Genomic DNA, 16,758 nt, shown 5'->3' with positions numbered 1-16,758 from the left:
ACAATTCTTTGTTGTAACAATAAAATGGCCCACATTTTGAGTGGGCCATCCACTAACCTAGCAAAATACTAGTCATCTATGTGTTCACAGCGACCAAACTCTGCTCCGCCTTTCACCGCTTCAACAACCTGTTTCGGGAAACTTAGTTCTTGGTTTATGCCATGTTTACATACAAAGGCTTTGTTGGCATCGACTTCAATGGTCACTGGTGTGGGAAGCCCGACAATACCAGCCATCATTTCGGAGCCGTTGGCACTGACACCGAAAATGCCATTGGTCATGAAGTTTTTCGCTTCTACGACACCTTGCTTACCAAAGAACTCCTGACCTGTCATCCAACCAATACCTTCCATATAGATGGTCGAACCAGCAGGCATGCCATTGATAAGCAGGCGGCCTGTGATAACAGATAAATCATCATTGGCATCAAGTACCATGTTCAATGGTAAACCAGCAATTTCAGCAATTTCTTCATGGCTCATATTATAAGGTGCCGCACATAGGTTGTAGATGAACTGATAGTATGGAACATCTTCGCACCAACGTAGACCACCGAGATTAGTCACTTCATCTGTTTTAGCATTCCAGACTTTCACCCCCTCACCGAACGCTCGACGGCCAAATCCACGTTGTGCACCAAAGGCGATACGCTCACCATCATAAGAAATTACAGAAGAGTTGAGTGCTCCGAAGTCCTTGTAGAGGTCTCGTAACTTACCATCCACCCACGCAAGCTGAGAGTTATTGTTGTTGCCTGAGCCGGTCACTGTTTTACCGTTACCAGAAATTTTATCTGCACGCACCCATGCTTCGGTTCGCTCACCATTAATACGTACTTCATAGCCATCTCCCCAAGAGCGAGGAATAAACTCTAAGCCATCAGTTAATGGTGTTGCTTTGCCTGTTTTAACATCCCAGACTGTTGGAACGCCATATGAACTTGACGCCTTGTCTGGTGCAAACTCTACGCCACCAGTATTGGGGCGGCGAGAATTACCAACAACGGTTTTACCAGCATCATCCATATCCCAAATAGAGTGCGAACTCACACCTGACTGACTTGCCAGCGCACAGGTGTTATTGCTTGGGTCTTCAAGCACAGAGAGGTGGCCTGAACTGATATCCCATACTGCACCTTGACCAATGCCGTTACCGTCAAGATCAGCAATAACTGCCGCCTTTGTGGCTGTTTTACTCATCGCAGCAGAAGTGGCTTTTAAAGGCGCAAAACCTTGCGGCGTCTCCAGTGTTTCAAAAGTATTCTGTGTGCTGTTATAAATAAATGGTGTACCACCCTGAGTAGTACCTAATGCTTTCTTGCCATTTTTTGCATGATCGCTTACCCAGGCTGCCACAAGCGGGGTGTATTGAATACCATCTTGATAGCCATTGAAGTACATTTCAACTTCTTTAGTTTCACCTCCAGCGACAATGATTTCGGTCATGTTACACGCATTGTCAAGCGCTGGTGAAGTGCCTTCATCTTCATTCCAATATTCATTTTCAGAAATGATATCGGTTGGTGTCGTGGGGTAGCCGCCAGCACGAATTGGATCCATATACAGCGCATAGCGGCCACCAGGCGTTAAGCCGTTGATTGTGAATGAGCCATCAGGGCCTATACGCCCTTGGGTCATATTCCCACTTTGTTGGGTGATTACGTCTTGCAATGGATTATCGAGGTTACGGGCAACCATATTCATGCCTGCATACTCAACACCTTCTTTGGTGTAAAGTTTTCCTTTAATGGTTCCGTATTTGGTTTTGTAATCCGCAGTTGGATATAAATCAGAGATATTGACGATATCATCGCGTACATTGACCGTACCCTGTGCTTCGCCCTCGATACCACGTACATTAATAAATGGAAACATTGTTTCGATACTGTCGACAGGCGCACTATTCCGCCCAGTGTACGAATTCGTACCCGCACAACCAGCAACACCATCATACATAAGGTAGTTTGGGTTAGCTATATAGGTAAAGTGACCATTTGCCTGTGAGTGTGACATATTCATCGCGTGGCCAAACTCATGAGTAAATACGCCTTGTATCATCTTACCCTCGGTGTCGTTGATATCGACATACCATCCATTCATCAGCGCAGTTGCTTCTAGAATTTCACCCGTTTCTTCATCTGCCCATTCAGGAAAAGCAATACCGAGCACAGATGAACGAGGAACTCCAAAGTAATTTTCGAGGATCGCACCGTCAGTATCATAGTTAACCCAAAAACCGTAGCCGTTTTCGGCGCCATATATTTGGTCAACATTAGAAGCGTTAACGTCGCTAATACCGGTTTGACTTTCAACTGTGCCTGCAAGTGCCATGTCTAAGGTTGAAGTTTCAACATTTGACCACTGTGCGACAGCATCTGCTGTGACTGCATTCGCCTGCTCAATCGTTAGAAAAGTGTAATCTCGGTCTAAAGGAACGTATTTTGGTAACACAGTGCCATCTGGTAAAGTTATATCGACATTGAATGTCGTGCCTTGCTCTAATATGGTAAAAGCCTGAACGTCGTTACCGTCTTTGTCTTTAATAACTTGACCACCATCCGTCCATACAGGAATAGTGCCTTTGGAGGTGTCCCATTTATACGGTGCCATGGTTTTATCATGAATATATAAAGGGCCGCCAGCGAGTGAACTGGCTGAAAGAGTGGCTAAGGCAAGGGCTGCTGTAATTTTTGAAAATTTCATTATTGTTGTACTCCAGTCAGTTTACCCACCAAATTTATAAATACATCGGCCTTAACTGCTCCCGGACTGGTGAGCATATTGCGTTCTTCATTTGAAAAATTAGATGTATCCATGTCTTCAAATAGACCGGCATTTGCAAATTCGTTTACGACTTTGCCATCGCGTACAACAAACTTACCTTGTGCCATGCCCGCAGTTGTTTGAAAACCGGTAATAGAAGCTGGTTTGTACATAAAAGCAATGACGTTTTCACCTTCATGCCACTTTGCGAAACCATCTGGAGTAACCCCTAAATACACTTTGCCATTGCCCATTGAGCGAGGCTTAATTAAACCAAATTGACGAAAAGTGTAGGTCGAGTTTTCTTTTAATTTGCCTTTTGCATCAGACCCAACTTGAATAGTGACTTCAGTGTAAGGACGCTTGTTGTCAAACCCATCGGTTACTTTAATAACCTCGCCAGTAATAATACTTTGAGATGCTTGCGTTAGTTCTTGTAAGTTTTGTTGCTTTAATTTCATTGCATTGGCAGCTGGCGACAATGCCATCGCAGTGCCTAGTGCAAAAATAGATGCACATGACAGCTTGGTTAATGACCTGCGTAGTTTCATTCATATCTCCTATCATTCTTTAATTCGTGTATTTATTGTTTTAAATCAGGATTTATAACTACAAAAAACCTAATCACTAATTATTTATGGTTGAATAAAGACAAGAGTTCACGCAAAAAAATGTAGCCTTTTGTACACTTAAATTTAACATTTCGATTACAATTTAAAAGGTGCTTATTTTTTATTTTAAGGTAGGGTAAAAAGAAGAAAAGTGAATTTAAAACCTATATATTCAGAAAGTTAAATTTATAGCAGCATAACACATTGGTATACGTTAACAGCGCAAAAGTGAATGAAATGTTAACAAAAATAAGGTTGTAAAAAGGAATGTTCCACCTAGATAAGTAAAGTAGCGATATGCAAAGTAACTTCACTTATCTAGTTCTAGTGCCTTTTATGATTGCCTAAAAAAGCGCAACTTCTTCTGTTTCGAGTGTGAACGTTTTACCATTTGCAAAATAAATATCTATATAAAAAATATGACTGCTTTGCAGTTCAGGCGCTTGATTTGGTTTTAGTTCAATAAACACAGGTGCTGTAGTAGGTAATATGTCAGCAAAATCAGCGACACTGGCATAGCCTCCCTCATTAAAGTAGTCAAAGTCATTCACATACATCTCTGTGACATTGAAGATACTATTCAAGCTCATACCAGCCGTTAGTTCGCTGCTATAATCGGCGCTTGAATAAACATTAATTGCAGTAATGCTATTAATACTGCCAAGCACCACAGCCGCCACTGGGCAATCAGCGTATTCTTTATTAGGATCTGGTTCGTTACCGTCTTGATAAACACCGTCACCCATTCCGCTTAGCTTGATTTTATAGGTGTCAAAGGCAATGGGTGTAAGTGTATTTGCGCTATCCTGTTCAGCTACCACAGCGTAGTTAGCAATATCGATGGCTACAGGTGAAGGCGGACATGTTAATTCATCATTTGAATCTGAATTACAGCCAGCTAAAACACTAGCAAGTAAACCTATTAAAAGAAGTTTTTTCATTGTTTTTCCTTATTTTAGTACTCTATTTTCCTTGCTGAAAATAATAGCTCAAAATCCCTCTGCAGTAACAACTTTGCAGTCATAATTGAATTAAAGGCAGCCTTTTAGGGCAATCGCCAAAAGGATCATAAAAATGCCATCTATGCTCTATTTAATAAAATTAGGAATTTTAGCGTAAAGCGCGTATAATTCGCGCCCGTTAATATTTAACCTTTTATATATAAAATTATTGGAGCACAAAGATGGCTTTAGAGCGTACTTTTTCAATCGTAAAACCTGATGCAGTTGCTAAAAACCACATCGGCGCTATCTACAACCGTTTCGAAACTGCAGGTCTTAAGATCGTTGCAGCTAAAATGGTTCACCTTTCAAAAGAAAAAGCTGAAGGCTTCTACGCTGAGCACAGCGAGCGTCCTTTCTTCGGTGCTTTAGTTGAGTTCATGACATCTGGTCCAGTAATGGTTACTGTTCTTGAAGGTGAGAACGCTGTACTTAAAAACCGTGAAATCATGGGTGCTACTAACCCAGCTGAAGCGCTAGCAGGTACATTACGTGCTGACTACGCTGACAGCATCGACGAAAATGCTGTTCACGGTTCAGACGCTGTTGAATCAGCTGCACGTGAAATCGCATACTTCTTCGCTGACGAAGAAATCTGCCCACGTACTCGTTAATATCGAGTTCACAGCTAAGTCTGTGATGCAGAAGAAAAAGGGCTTTCGAGCCCTTTTTTAGTCATTAGCTAAGCTTATTATTCGTCTGTTTAGCTAATGACTAAGTCGATTAAATAATATACAATCGCGCACCCTAAATACTTATACCACCGTCACTGATTGAGGTTGTTTCATGACCACAGAAAAAAAGATTAATTTATTAGATTTAAACCGAGATGCAATGCGTGAGCTTTTTGTATCCTTCGGCGAAAAGCCGTTCCGTGGCGATCAGGTGATGAAATGGATTTATCATTTTGGTGTAGATAATTTTGACGACATGAGCAACGTCAATAAAAAGTTAAAAGAAAAGCTTAAGGCTGAATGTGAAATTGTTGCACCCGAGATCTCAGTAAAACAAGTAGCAAGTGATGGCACAATTAAATATGCCTTATTGCTACAAGGTGGCCAAGAAGTTGAAGCTGTGTGGATCCCTGAAAAAGACCGTGCAACCTTATGTGTATCGTCACAAGTAGGCTGTGCGCTAGAGTGTACTTTCTGCTCAACAGCGCAGCAAGGCTTTAACCGTAACCTAACGGTATCTGAAATTATTGGCCAAGTATGGCGTGTTGCTAAAGATATTGGCCTTGATGGCGATAGCACCAAACGCCCTGTTACTAATGTTGTAATGATGGGTATGGGTGAGCCACTTTTAAACCTTAAGAATGTTGTGCCAGCAATGGAACTGATGATGGATGACTGGGGTTTTGGTCTATCAAAGCGTCGCGTTACACTGAGCACATCTGGTGTTGTTCCTGCTCTTGATTTACTAAAAGAAAAAATCGACGTTGCGTTGGCCATCTCTCTTCACGCGCCAAACAACGAGCTGCGTGACGTGCTAGTGCCTATCAATAAAAAGTACCCAATTGAAGAGTTTTTAGCGGCGTGTCGTCGTTACATCGATGGCTCAAAAGCGAATAAAGATGTCACTATTGAGTACGTCATGTTGCAAGGCATTAACGACAGCACCGACCAAGCCCATGAACTGGTTAAAACATTAAAAGGGACACCGTCGAAAGTAAACCTTATTCCGTTTAACCCATTCCCTGGCAACGAATATGGTCGCTCAAGTAATAGCCGTATTGACCGTTTTTCTAAAGTACTACAAGCGGCAGGCATTACCTGTATTGTTCGACGTACTCGTGGTGACGATATTGATGCAGCCTGCGGTCAATTAGTGGGCGATGTGGTTGACAGAACAAAGCGTTTAGCGAAAAAGAAAATGCGCGATGACAACGCAATTGCTGTTAATATTCATCAAGCATAATCGTTAAATCCAAGACAAGCCTTTGTGTTAAGCAGCTTATTTTTAAAATAATAGATGCAAGACAAAGGCTTTTCGGTAAGATAGGCATACGGAATCAAACAAGAGATTAGGTAATGCGATCTTTACTTGCCATAACTGTTAGTGCTTTAGCATTAGCTGGGTGTGTCACAGAAAACAGCTACAACGGAAGTAACAAACCTGTTGTTGAAAATAAAATCAATAATACTGGTGCCGCGCGTACTCGTATAGCCCTTGCTTTACAGTACTTAAAAACAGGCAATAACTCGCAAGCAAAGTATAATTTGGAGCGTGCAGCTGACTTCGCACCGCAACTACCTGAAGTACACTATTCTCTGGCATATTATTATCAGCAAGTTGATGAAAATGAGTTGGCCGACAGGGCCTATCAACAAGCATTAAAACTTGATCCCGACGATCCTAATACCTTAAATAACTATGGGGTCTTTTTATGTGGTATCGGTGAATATGACCGCGCCGCAGAAGAACTCCTTAAAGCCATTGCGATTCCAAGCTATATTCGTGTAGCCGAAAGTTACGAAAACTTAGCGTTATGCGCCGTTGAGTTTAATGATTTTGAAAATGCTGAAAAATATTTTAAATCAGCATTAAGCCACAGCTCACAACGCCCATCATCATTAATAAACCTTGCAGGTTTATATTATGCTAAAAGCGACTTACATAAAGCACAGGAAGTCGTGGAGCAATTTGAATCTACAGGCCGCGTCACTCCTCGCGCTTTAATGCTAAGTTACCTTATTCAACAACGCATGGGCCACATTGAAAAAGCAGAAACCACGGCGGCCATTATTTTACAAACTTACCCCGGCTCAAGTGAAGCTAAAGCCATCTCCTCTCAGCAGTTAAAGAGCACTGAATTTGAGATTTTACGAGAAAAATACCGCCTTTCTCAATTAGAAGAACTGCTCATTTCAAGCGATTACTCGTCGGTAAGTAAAGATCAGCCAAAAATCCGTATCGTAAAGAAAAAAGCACCGCCTAAGCCACAACAACCCAGTTCGGCGAGCACAACAGTAGCTGCAAACACAACAATAGAGCCTGTCGCGACAATTAAACCTGTCGCAACTGAAGAATCAGCAGCGGTGTCTGTCGCTGCAGAACCAACAGACACACAACCTGTGGCAACCATGCCAACGCCCGCAGACTCATTACCAGAAGTAAAATCTGTTGAAGTTGCGCAAGCTGATATTGAACACGTTGCCGCAGTGGAAGAAAAGGCCGCAGTCGAAGAAGAGGCCGCTGTCACGGCACCTAAACAACAGCCAGTGGCAACCGTACAAAAAACGCAGCCTAAAATAGGCGGTTTTACCACCGTGTCATCACGCCCAGTAGTAAAAACCGCGGTGGCTAACGATACCTCAGCAGTCGTGAATGCACTTGGTTCATCACAAACCACAACGCCAGCAGTTGAGCCCACACAAACAAACAGTGATGACGTAAAAATTGTTTCATTTGGTGCTCCACAAACACCTGAAATAAAACAGCAAATTGAGCCATCTACAAACGCTGTGAAAAAAGACACTGGCACCGTGGTTTTTTACGAAGCAGAAAAAGATGCCGATGTATTTAACACCCGTTCTTCTCGTTCTGCGCAAACAAGTAACACGCGCTACAGCGTCAGCACAGAGCAATTACAACTGCCCATGCTGAACCCCAGTGTCGCCGCATTAAATATTCCTTACCATGTTATTCAAAATGGTGAAAACCTATTTAGCATTTCGGTGCGATACAATGTTAAACTACAGAAGATTTTGCAATGGAATGGCTTAAAAGAATCGGATCGTGTGCAAAACGGCACAAAAATCTATTTAAATGATCCGCACATTTACCATGACATTAACGCTGGCGATACTCTTTATGGCATAGCCACCCAGCATAGCGTATTGATCGATCAATTAATGCGCTGGAACAAATTGAGCCCAGATGTAGCCCTAAAACCTGGGCATAGACTCTTATTGGTAGACCCAGACTCATACGCATTATGAATGAAGAAAACACGTTAGAACAACCGCAAGAAACGCTCGGCCAAGCGCTAAAAAAGCACCGCGAAAATGCGGGAGTGAGCCTTGAGCAACTTGCCGGAGCATTAAAATTATCTGTTTTACAATTACAGAGACTAGAAAACGACGAACACGAGTTACTTGGCCCTGCCACGTTTGTTAAAGGCTATATCAAAAGTTATTGCCGAGAGCTTAAAATTGACAGTCAAGCCATGCTTGCATTACTGCCTGAGCAGATAGAACCTGCGAAAAAGTCAAAAATGCAAAGTTTCTCTCGTCGTACTGAAAAAGAAGCACATGACAGCCGCTTAATGTTGTTCAGCTACTTTATTTTAGCTGTGATCATTGGCTCGTCTGTTTTTTGGTGGTGGCAAAATAGCGCACCAGCGATTGAAGAGCCCATTAAGACAATTCAGCCAAATCAACTTGAAACAAGTGAACTTTCGTCCTCTGTTCAAGAGCCTCCCGTTGGCCAAGAACACACTGAAAGTGCAGCACCAATCAGTACTGATTTAGCTGTTGCAGAGTCTGAACCAGCCTCTGCGACAACACCGCCTGTGACACCAGAGCAAGCAAGCTCAAGCGATCCTGAACAAAGCACCATTGTCATGCACTTTAATGAAGACAGCTGGGTTGAAATTCACGATGGCAACGGTGACCGCGTAGCATTTGGCGTAAAAAAAGCCGGCTACGTCATGACTGTCACAGGTCCACAGCCATTTAATGTCGTGCTAGGCAAACACCAAATGGTTGATATTACGTTTGAAGGTCAACCTGTCGACACCTCACATTTTGCCAAAAACCGATTAGCTAAATTTACTTTACCGTTATCAGAGTAACCGCAATGTTTTCAGAATCTCCTATTAAACGCAGAAAATCGACACGCATTAACGTAGGCAATGTCCCCATTGGTGATGGTGCACCGATTGCTGTTCAGTCGATGACTAACACCAACACATTAGATGTCGATGCAACGGTTGCACAAATTCAAGCCATTCAAGACGCTGGAGCCGATATCGTTCGTGTTTCAGTGCCTACCATGGAAGCGGCTGAAGCATTTAAAAGCATAAAAGAACAGGTCACTATTCCACTGGTGACTGATATTCACTTTGACTACCGCATTGCACTAAAAGTAGCGCAGTATGGCGCAGATTGTTTACGTATCAACCCAGGTAATATTGGCAGTGAAGAACGTATTCGTGCAGTGGTAGACTCTGCACGCGAGCACAATATACCCATTCGTATTGGTGTAAATGGCGGCTCATTAGAGCGCGATTTACAAGAGAAATACGGCGAGCCAACGCCCGAAGCATTACTAGAATCAGCAATGCGCCATGTTGAGATTTTGCAACGTTTAGACTTTGATCAATTTAAAGTCTCGGTTAAAGCATCAGACGTATTCTTAGCGGTCGGTGCGTACCGACTCCTTGCCAAAGAAATTGATCAGCCACTGCATTTAGGTATTACGGAAGCTGGCGGTATGCGTTCTGGCTCAGTCAAGTCTGCAGTGGGTTTAGGTATGCTGCTTGCCGAAGGTATTGGCGACACATTACGTGTGTCACTTGCGGCTGATCCAGTGCAAGAGATCAAAGTTGGCTTCGATATCTTAAAATCGTTGCGTATTCGCTCGCGTGGTATCAACTTTATTGCGTGTCCAAGCTGTTCGCGTCAAGAGTTTGATGTTGTTAGCACGATGAACCAACTCGAAGAACGTCTTGAAGACGTTGTTGAACCCATGTCAGTGTCTGTCATTGGGTGTGTGGTTAATGGTCCGGGTGAAGCCCTCGTGAGTGATATTGGCCTTGCGGGTGCAAACCGTCGTTCAGGCCTTTACATTAATGGCGAGCGTCAAAAAGCACGTATCGATAACGACAACATTGTTGACCAGCTCGAAGGCTATGTGCGCGACTTTATCGCTAAAAAAGAGAAAGAAACGCCAATCGACATCAAAATAGTTGAATAATACGAATATAGTCGGCAAACCCAGCGGTTTGCCGTTTACCTTTACCGCTCAGACGTTATAATAGCGGGTCAATTTTTAGTTTTCTTGATGCGTAATGATTATTTACGCAAGTACAGTATTTAGGATTTATCAGTGGCAAAACAAATTCAGGCAGTTCGTGGTATGAACGATTGTCTGCCAGGCGACACGCAGATTTGGCAGAAAGTAGAAAATATCTTACGTGATACCGTTTCATCGTTTGGTTATCAAGAAATTCGTTTTCCAATTGTTGAGTCAACCGATCTTTTTAAACGCTCTATTGGTGAAGTTACTGATATCGTTGAAAAAGAAATGTACACATTTGCTGACCGTAATGGCGATAACCTAACACTTCGCCCTGAAGGAACCGCGGTGTGTGTACGTGCAGGTAACCAAAATGGCTTACTGTACAATCAAGAGCAACGTTTATGGTACATGGGACCGATGTTCCGCCATGAACGTCCACAAAAAGGCCGTTATCGCCAATTCCACCAATTTGGTTTAGAAACATTCGGCATTGCCACTGCCGATATTGATGCAGAAGTTATTTTGCTTACAGCCCAATTATGGAAAGAATTTGGTATTAGCGAACACGTTCGTCTAGAGCTTAACTCATTAGGCTCTAATGAAGCACGCGCTGACTATCGCGATGCCCTTGTTGCCTACTTAGAGCAACATGTTGATGTGCTAGATGAAGACTCAAAACGTCGCATGTATTCTAACCCATTACGTGTTTTAGACAGTAAAAATCCAGATGTACAAGCAATCTTAACTGATGCACCAAAACTGTCTGAGCATTTAGATGCTGAATCAAAAGAACATTTTGAAAATTTATGTGAACGTTTAGACGCAGCTGGCGTCGAATACACGGTAAACGAAAAGCTTGTACGTGGCCTTGACTATTACAACCGCACAGTTTTTGAGTGGGTGACAGATAGTCTGGGCGCACAAGGAACCGTATGTGCCGGTGGTCGCTACGACGGCCTAGTTGAGCAACTAGGTGGTAAAGCAACCCCAGCCGTTGGTTTTGCAATGGGTCTTGAACGTTTAGTTCTGCTACTACAAGCATTAGAATGTGTAGGTGACATTCGTCGCAGTGCTGATGTATATTTGGCAGCCATGGGCGACAAAGCCAGTATTCAAGCGCCTATCATCGCAGCTCAACTTCGCAAAGATGTGGCGGGTCTTCGAGTGATGGTTCACGCTGGCGGCGGCAATTTTAAAAAGCAATTAAAACGCGCTGATAAAAGCGATGCATTAGTTGCGCTCATTATCGGCGAAGATGAATTAGAACAAGGCGTTGTGACTGTAAAATATTTACGTGAGCGTAAAGAACAAGTCACCTTAAAACTAGAAGAAGCGAAAACGCTACTAGCTGAACTTATTTAAGTTCAGTTAGCAACAGAGGTAAGCATGGAAATTTATTCAACAGAAGAACAACAAGCAGAAGCGATTAAACGCTTTTTTCGTGAAAACGGTGTCGCACTGGCAGTGGGTATTATCGCAGGCCTAGGTGGTTTGTATGGCTGGAAAGCATATAATCAACACCAAATCACCAGTGCTGAAAATGCATCAGACTCATTCACTCAACTTGTTGATAGCGGTGCCGTGCTAGACAAAGCAGAAACGTTTATCAAAGATAATAATGAATCAAGCTACAGTACCTTAGTTGCTTTCGTTGCAGCTAAAGAAGCTGTAGAAAAAAATGATCTTGATGCGGCAAGTGAAAAACTTAATTGGATTATCACGCACGAGAAAAACACCGAGTTAAAAGCCACAGCTGCAACGCGTCTTGCTCGTGTTCATCTTGCACAAAAGCAGTATGAGCAAGCATTAGCAACATTAAACTCAACGTTACCAGAATCATTTGCTGCAACGGTTGCGGAATTAAAAGGCGATGTGTTTGCTGCACAAGGTGACAAAGACCAAGCGCGCAGCCAATATCAAGCTGCGGCTGATAAAGGTGGCCTTGAAAATAACCCGTTATTACAAATTAAACTTGATGACTTAGCACAAACTAGCCCAGCGGCATAAGGGGTTAAGATGAAGAAGTTAACAGCGGCAACACTTGCTCTGTGTATTGCGACCCTAACGGGGTGTTCATCAAGTGATGACGAAGATGAATTAGTATTACCAGAAATTGTTAATCAGTTTGAAACAAAGGTTGTTTGGCAAGAGTCGATTGGTGATGGTGTTCAGCACTATTTTTCTCGCCTCACTCCAGCGGTATATAACGACGTTGTGTATGTTGCCAACCGTGAAGGTGAAGTAGAAGCCTTATCGCTTGAAAATGGCGATACTCTTTGGCATACCGATGTACGTGAAAACCCCGCTTTTTGGCCTTGGGAAACATCTGAGAGCGCTAAATTATCAGGCGGTATTTTACAAGCTTATGGTAAAATATTCGTTGGCTCTGAGCACGGCTACTTAACTGCTCTTGACCGCGAAACGGGTGAAATTATTTGGCGCAAAACAGTGCCGGGCGAAGTACTTTCAAAACCAGCTGCGGGCGATGGCCTAATATTCGTTAATTTGGGTTCTGGTAAATTACTGGCCATTCACCCTGACACAGGTGAAGAACGCTGGCGTTATGAGCAAGAAGTACCGCCACTAACACTGCGTGGCCAAAGCTCACCAACGGTTGCGAATGGTGGGGTATTAATAGGCCTTGAAACAGGCAAGCTCAACGTATTAATTTCAGAAAACGGTTATTCTGCTTGGAGCGCTGAAATTGCGTCACCAAAAGGGGCTTCTGAGTTTGAGCGTTTAGTTGATGTCGATACACAAGCTTTAATTAGCGGCCCATATGCTTATGCTATCGCCTATAATGGTAACTTAGCAGCCGTGGATATTCGCTCTGGTAATGTTGTATGGAAACGTGAGTACAGCAGCTACCGTGATTTATCGATGGACAGCCAATATATCTATATTGTTGACAGCAACGGTGTGGTATACGGCTTAGATAAAGTGTCTGGTATTGAACGTTGGAGCCAACCTGCTCTACGTGGCTGGTACTTAACAGGCCCAACAGTTGCTGGAAAATATTTAGCATTGGGTGACCAAGAAGGTAACCTACACTGGTTAGATAAAGAGTCGGGCGAGCTTGTATCGCGTGAAGACTTTGACAGCTCAGGTTTCTTTATTGAGCCTGTTGTTGCCGGTGACAAGTTAATTTTATACACCCGAGATGGTGAAGTTAGCGCGGTTAAAATTCCAGACTAACTTACTAATAGTAAACGTTATTTTTCTAAGGCTTCGCTTGGCGAAGCCTTTTGTTGTTTTTTAAAGAGGTAGTTTATGCTTCCCGTGATCGCTCTTGTTGGGCGACCCAATGTGGGCAAATCCACATTATTTAACCGTTTAACACGTACTCGTGACGCCCTCGTTGCCGATTTTCCAGGCTTAACACGAGATAGAAAATATGGCCAAGCTGACTATGATGGCTATGAATTTATCGTGGTAGACACGGGCGGTATTGACGGCTCTGAGCAAGGTATCGAAACTGAAATGGCCGAGCAATCGTTACTCGCGATTGAAGAAGCCGATATCGTATTATTTTTAGTTGATGCGCGCGCAGGCATGACAGCCGCAGACCAAGCAATTGCTAATCACCTACGTAAACAGCAAAAGAAATGCTTTGTTGTCGCAAACAAAGTAGATGGTATTGATGCTGACTCATACTGTGCAGAGTTTTTTCAATTAAGCTTGGGTGATATTCACCACATTGCCGCGGCTCACGGTCGTGGTATTACGCAGTTACTTGAAACAACACTTCAACCAGTTATCGCTGAAATGGCTGCACAAAACGATGATGTTGAAGAAAGTGATGACGAATTAATTGATCTTTACAGTGAAGACGACGACAGCGAAGAGAACCAACAAGCATTTGCAGATAAACCTGTAAAACTCGCAATCATTGGTCGCCCAAATGTGGGTAAGTCTACGCTGACTAACCGTATTTTAGGTGAAGAACGCGTTATCGTTTACGATATGCCAGGTACTACGCGCGACTCTATCTACATTCCGATGACGCGTAATGACAAAGAGTACATCCTTATTGATACCGCTGGTGTTCGTAAGCGTAAAAAAGTAAGCGACGTTGTTGAGAAATTTTCTGTTATCAAAACGCTGCAAGCTATTGAAGATGCAAACGTTGTATTACTGGTTGTTGATGCTCGCGAAGGCATTTCAGATCAAGACTTAAGCTTATTAGGGTTTGCCTTAAATGCAGGTCGTTCGCTCGTTGTAGCCGTAAACAAATGGGACGGCTTAGACGATTACGTTAAAGAGCGAATCAAATCTGAGCTTGACCGTCGTTTAGGCTTTATTGACTTTGCACGTTTACACTTTATCTCTGCGTTACACGGCACCGGTGTGGGTCACTTATTTGAATCAGTTGATGAAGCATATGAGTCTGCGACTAAGCGTATTAGTACTGCAATGCTACGTCGTATCATGGACATGGCTCAAGCGGATCATCAGCCACCTCTCGTTCGTGGCCGTCGTGTTAAGCTTAAATATGCGCATGCCGGTGGTTATAACCCACCACGTATCGTTATTCACGGTAACCAAGTTCATGACTTACCTGATAGCTATAAACGCTACCTAATGAACTACTATCGTAAAGCATTGAATATCATGGGCACACCTATCAAAATTGAATTTAGAGAAGGTGATAACCCATACGCAGGCCGCACCAATAAAGTGACCTTATCGCAAAAACGTAAAATACGTGCATTTGCGAAAGAAAACCGCAATAAGTCATAAACTTTATTCGGTCATGAAAAAACCTTGTACGCATTTGCCTACAAGGTTTTTACTAGTAACTTAAGCTTTGATCAACATATAAATCACCTATTATCTTCCCCATCTCTTTTTTCATTTGACTTACTTGGCTCTTATGTAGCTTCCTTGATTCATTGACACTAGAGCTTGCGACGGCAACGAGAGAATCAAGTGCTCGACTCCTTCCTTCAATAGCCTTTCTCCGACTAACAACATCTACATTCTTAATATAGTGTTCTTTTAAATCAACAAAGTGGAGATAAACTAAAGATAAATCTTGTTCCTCTGGGTATGTTTCATCAGCGCACCAACAACTCAGCTGTATATCAATCTTATGAGTAATAAAATCTAAAAATTTAGGTGTATATATTTCCTTTTTTTCTATTGGATGAATGATCTGGAGAACTCCTCCATCAGCTAAAATACTTAAGTAATTTATCGTGTCTATTGTTACAGTATTATCCGTCGTTATTGACTGAGTAATTATATTTTTTATCGATGACCTGGATTAAGTAGCCATTTTCAGTATTTTTTGAAATTAAAAAAAATTTTATTAGGTGCGCATCCCCCACAAGCTTAGTGACATAACCTGGTTGGGTTTGATAAAGCTGGTAGTAAGAAAAGCTTTCTTTATCTAGGCCTAGCATTGAAAAATAAACTGCTTCTGTAATACGTGGGTGGCTGGTATTGGGCTGGTATTGGTATCGTGCGCTGCACAATTAAATACCATTACCGCCCCAAAAAGCAGTGCAGCTTTACGCTTATAATCCTTCATATTCAGCTTCCCTTGGCTTTAAAATTTGCTTTCTACATTTAACCATACTCCAACAATCCGTTTCGGGTACACCGTAATACCACGCTCTAAAAATCGGTTGATACTTTTCAATTACGCGTTGTTGCATACGTTTTGAAAAATGAGGTAAGTACATAGTTTTGATCACCGTAATGTGCCTTGTGATCATATCTCCTAAATTAAAGCGCGCTTGGCGATACAGAATGTCTGCTTTTTTATATTCCCTGCTATCAGGTGTAAAGTTTTGCATGTCTTGCTTAGGGCCAGTCGCCCAGCCAGCTACTTTTTTCATTTGTTCAGTAAACGGCTTAACGGTAAACGTGATATGAGTGGGGTCATCAGCATCAGTGGGCCCAAAGCCTCGCGTAAATACATTGTAGTGATAATTAGGATGAGTAACCTTAAAAAGAATTGTTGCATAGGCGTTGGGCTGTAATAAATCCAAACGCTCACGAGGGAAGGTAATTGGCTCATTAGCATGCGTGGTTTTAAAGTATCTATAACCGGAGTCTATGCCACAACTACTGTGACCGCATGACTCTGTGTACACGGACTCTATCAAAAAAGGGAATTCTGGCACTGAGCCATCCTCTGTTTCAATCGTCACAACAATGGGTCCACGATAGCCATGCGCCTTATCGAATACCGTAGTGCAACTTGTTGTCAAAAAACACGCCAGTAGCACACAGTAAAATTGCAGTGCAGTTTTACGCTTATAATCCTTCATATTCAGCTTCCCTTGGCTTTAAAATATGTTCTTGGCAAGTCATTTTGTTCCAACAATCCGTTTCGGGTACACCGTAATACCACGCTCTAAAAATCGGTTGATACTTTTCAATTACGCGTTGTTGCATACGTTTTGAAAAATG

General features: G+C 42.6%; 14 protein-coding genes. 9 read left to right on the top strand and 5 right to left on the bottom strand.

The features are described from left to right. Nucleotides 1-68: 68 nt before the first annotated feature. The 3 genes from BM378_RS02635 to BM378_RS02625 all read right to left on the bottom strand — a co-directional run bounded on the left by BM378_RS02635 (nt 69) and on the right by BM378_RS02625 (nt 4,314). The gene (locus BM378_RS02635) at nt 69-2,702 is read right to left on the bottom strand and encodes a WD40 repeat domain-containing protein (protein WP_074988527.1); all 2,634 of its coding nucleotides are present in this window, start codon (nt 2,700-2,702) and stop codon (nt 69-71) included. Then, a complete protein-coding gene (locus tag BM378_RS02630) occupies nt 2,702-3,313 on the bottom strand; it encodes a hypothetical protein (protein ID WP_036972403.1) in 612 nt (203 codons plus the stop codon). Before BM378_RS02630 ends, BM378_RS02635 begins: the two co-directional genes overlap by 1 nt. Nucleotides 3,314-3,717: 404 nt before the next feature. After that, complete coding sequence (locus tag BM378_RS02625; RefSeq protein WP_036972404.1) at nt 3,718-4,314, bottom strand: hypothetical protein; 597 nt, start codon at nt 4,312-4,314, stop codon at nt 3,718-3,720. Between the two features lie 242 nt (nt 4,315-4,556). On the opposite strand from BM378_RS02625, the gene ndk reads away from it, so the two are divergent. From ndk to der, 9 genes are all read left to right on the top strand, one after another. After that, nucleotides 4,557-4,988, top strand: a complete 432-nt coding sequence (ndk, locus tag BM378_RS02620) for a nucleoside-diphosphate kinase (protein ID WP_036972405.1) — start codon at nt 4,557-4,559, stop codon at nt 4,986-4,988. Between the two features lie 172 nt (nt 4,989-5,160). Next, entirely contained in the window at nt 5,161-6,291 is a 1,131-nt protein-coding gene (gene rlmN, locus BM378_RS02615; protein WP_036972406.1) for a dual-specificity RNA methyltransferase RlmN, read from the top strand. A gap of 113 nt (nt 6,292-6,404) precedes the next feature. Continuing rightward, nucleotides 6,405-8,315 (top strand): type IV pilus biogenesis/stability protein PilW, encoded by a 1,911-nt coding sequence (gene pilW / locus BM378_RS02610; protein WP_074988526.1) that lies wholly within the window; start codon nt 6,405-6,407, stop codon nt 8,313-8,315. Further along, complete coding sequence (locus BM378_RS02605; protein ID WP_074988525.1) at nt 8,312-9,169, top strand: RodZ domain-containing protein; 858 nt, start codon at nt 8,312-8,314, stop codon at nt 9,167-9,169. The genes pilW and BM378_RS02605 overlap by 4 nt, the downstream gene beginning before the upstream one ends. A gap of 5 nt (nt 9,170-9,174) precedes the next feature. Continuing rightward, entirely contained in the window at nt 9,175-10,293 is a 1,119-nt protein-coding gene (gene ispG, locus BM378_RS02600; protein ID WP_036972409.1) for a flavodoxin-dependent (E)-4-hydroxy-3-methylbut-2-enyl-diphosphate synthase, read from the top strand. A gap of 132 nt (nt 10,294-10,425) precedes the next feature. Next, nucleotides 10,426-11,700 (top strand): histidine--tRNA ligase, encoded by a 1,275-nt coding sequence (gene hisS / locus BM378_RS02595; protein WP_036972410.1) that lies wholly within the window; start codon nt 10,426-10,428, stop codon nt 11,698-11,700. A 24-nt stretch (nt 11,701-11,724) separates the two neighbouring features. Further along, on the top strand, nt 11,725-12,345 hold the full coding sequence (locus BM378_RS02590; protein WP_036972411.1) for a YfgM family protein: 621 nt from the start codon (nt 11,725-11,727) through the stop codon (nt 12,343-12,345). 9 nt (nt 12,346-12,354) lie between these two features. Further along, nucleotides 12,355-13,533, top strand: a complete 1,179-nt coding sequence (gene bamB, locus BM378_RS02585) for an outer membrane protein assembly factor BamB (RefSeq protein ID WP_036972412.1) — start codon at nt 12,355-12,357, stop codon at nt 13,531-13,533. Between the two features lie 75 nt (nt 13,534-13,608). After that, nucleotides 13,609-15,078 carry a ribosome biogenesis GTPase Der gene (gene der / locus BM378_RS02580; protein ID WP_036972413.1) on the top strand — a complete coding sequence of 490 codons (1,470 nt, stop codon included), beginning with the start codon at nt 13,609-13,611 and terminating at the stop codon, nt 15,076-15,078. Between the two features lie 476 nt (nt 15,079-15,554). Here the strand turns inward: der and BM378_RS02575 are convergent, their stop codons facing one another. Both BM378_RS02575 and BM378_RS02570 read right to left on the bottom strand, forming a co-directional pair. After that, complete coding sequence (locus tag BM378_RS02575) at nt 15,555-15,815, bottom strand: hypothetical protein (RefSeq protein WP_143104559.1); 261 nt, start codon at nt 15,813-15,815, stop codon at nt 15,555-15,557. Nucleotides 15,816-15,857: 42 nt separating this feature from the next. Continuing rightward, a complete protein-coding gene (locus tag BM378_RS02570; RefSeq protein ID WP_074988523.1) occupies nt 15,858-16,616 on the bottom strand; it encodes a hypothetical protein in 759 nt (252 codons plus the stop codon). Nucleotides 16,617-16,758: the final 142 nt, after the last annotated feature.

Source organism: Pseudoalteromonas lipolytica, assembly GCF_900116435.1.
Taxonomy (GTDB): domain Bacteria; phylum Pseudomonadota; class Gammaproteobacteria; order Enterobacterales; family Alteromonadaceae; genus Pseudoalteromonas; species Pseudoalteromonas lipolytica.
Note: the sequence above shows the minus strand (reverse complement) of the source record. Positions and strands in the feature narration are given on the sequence as shown.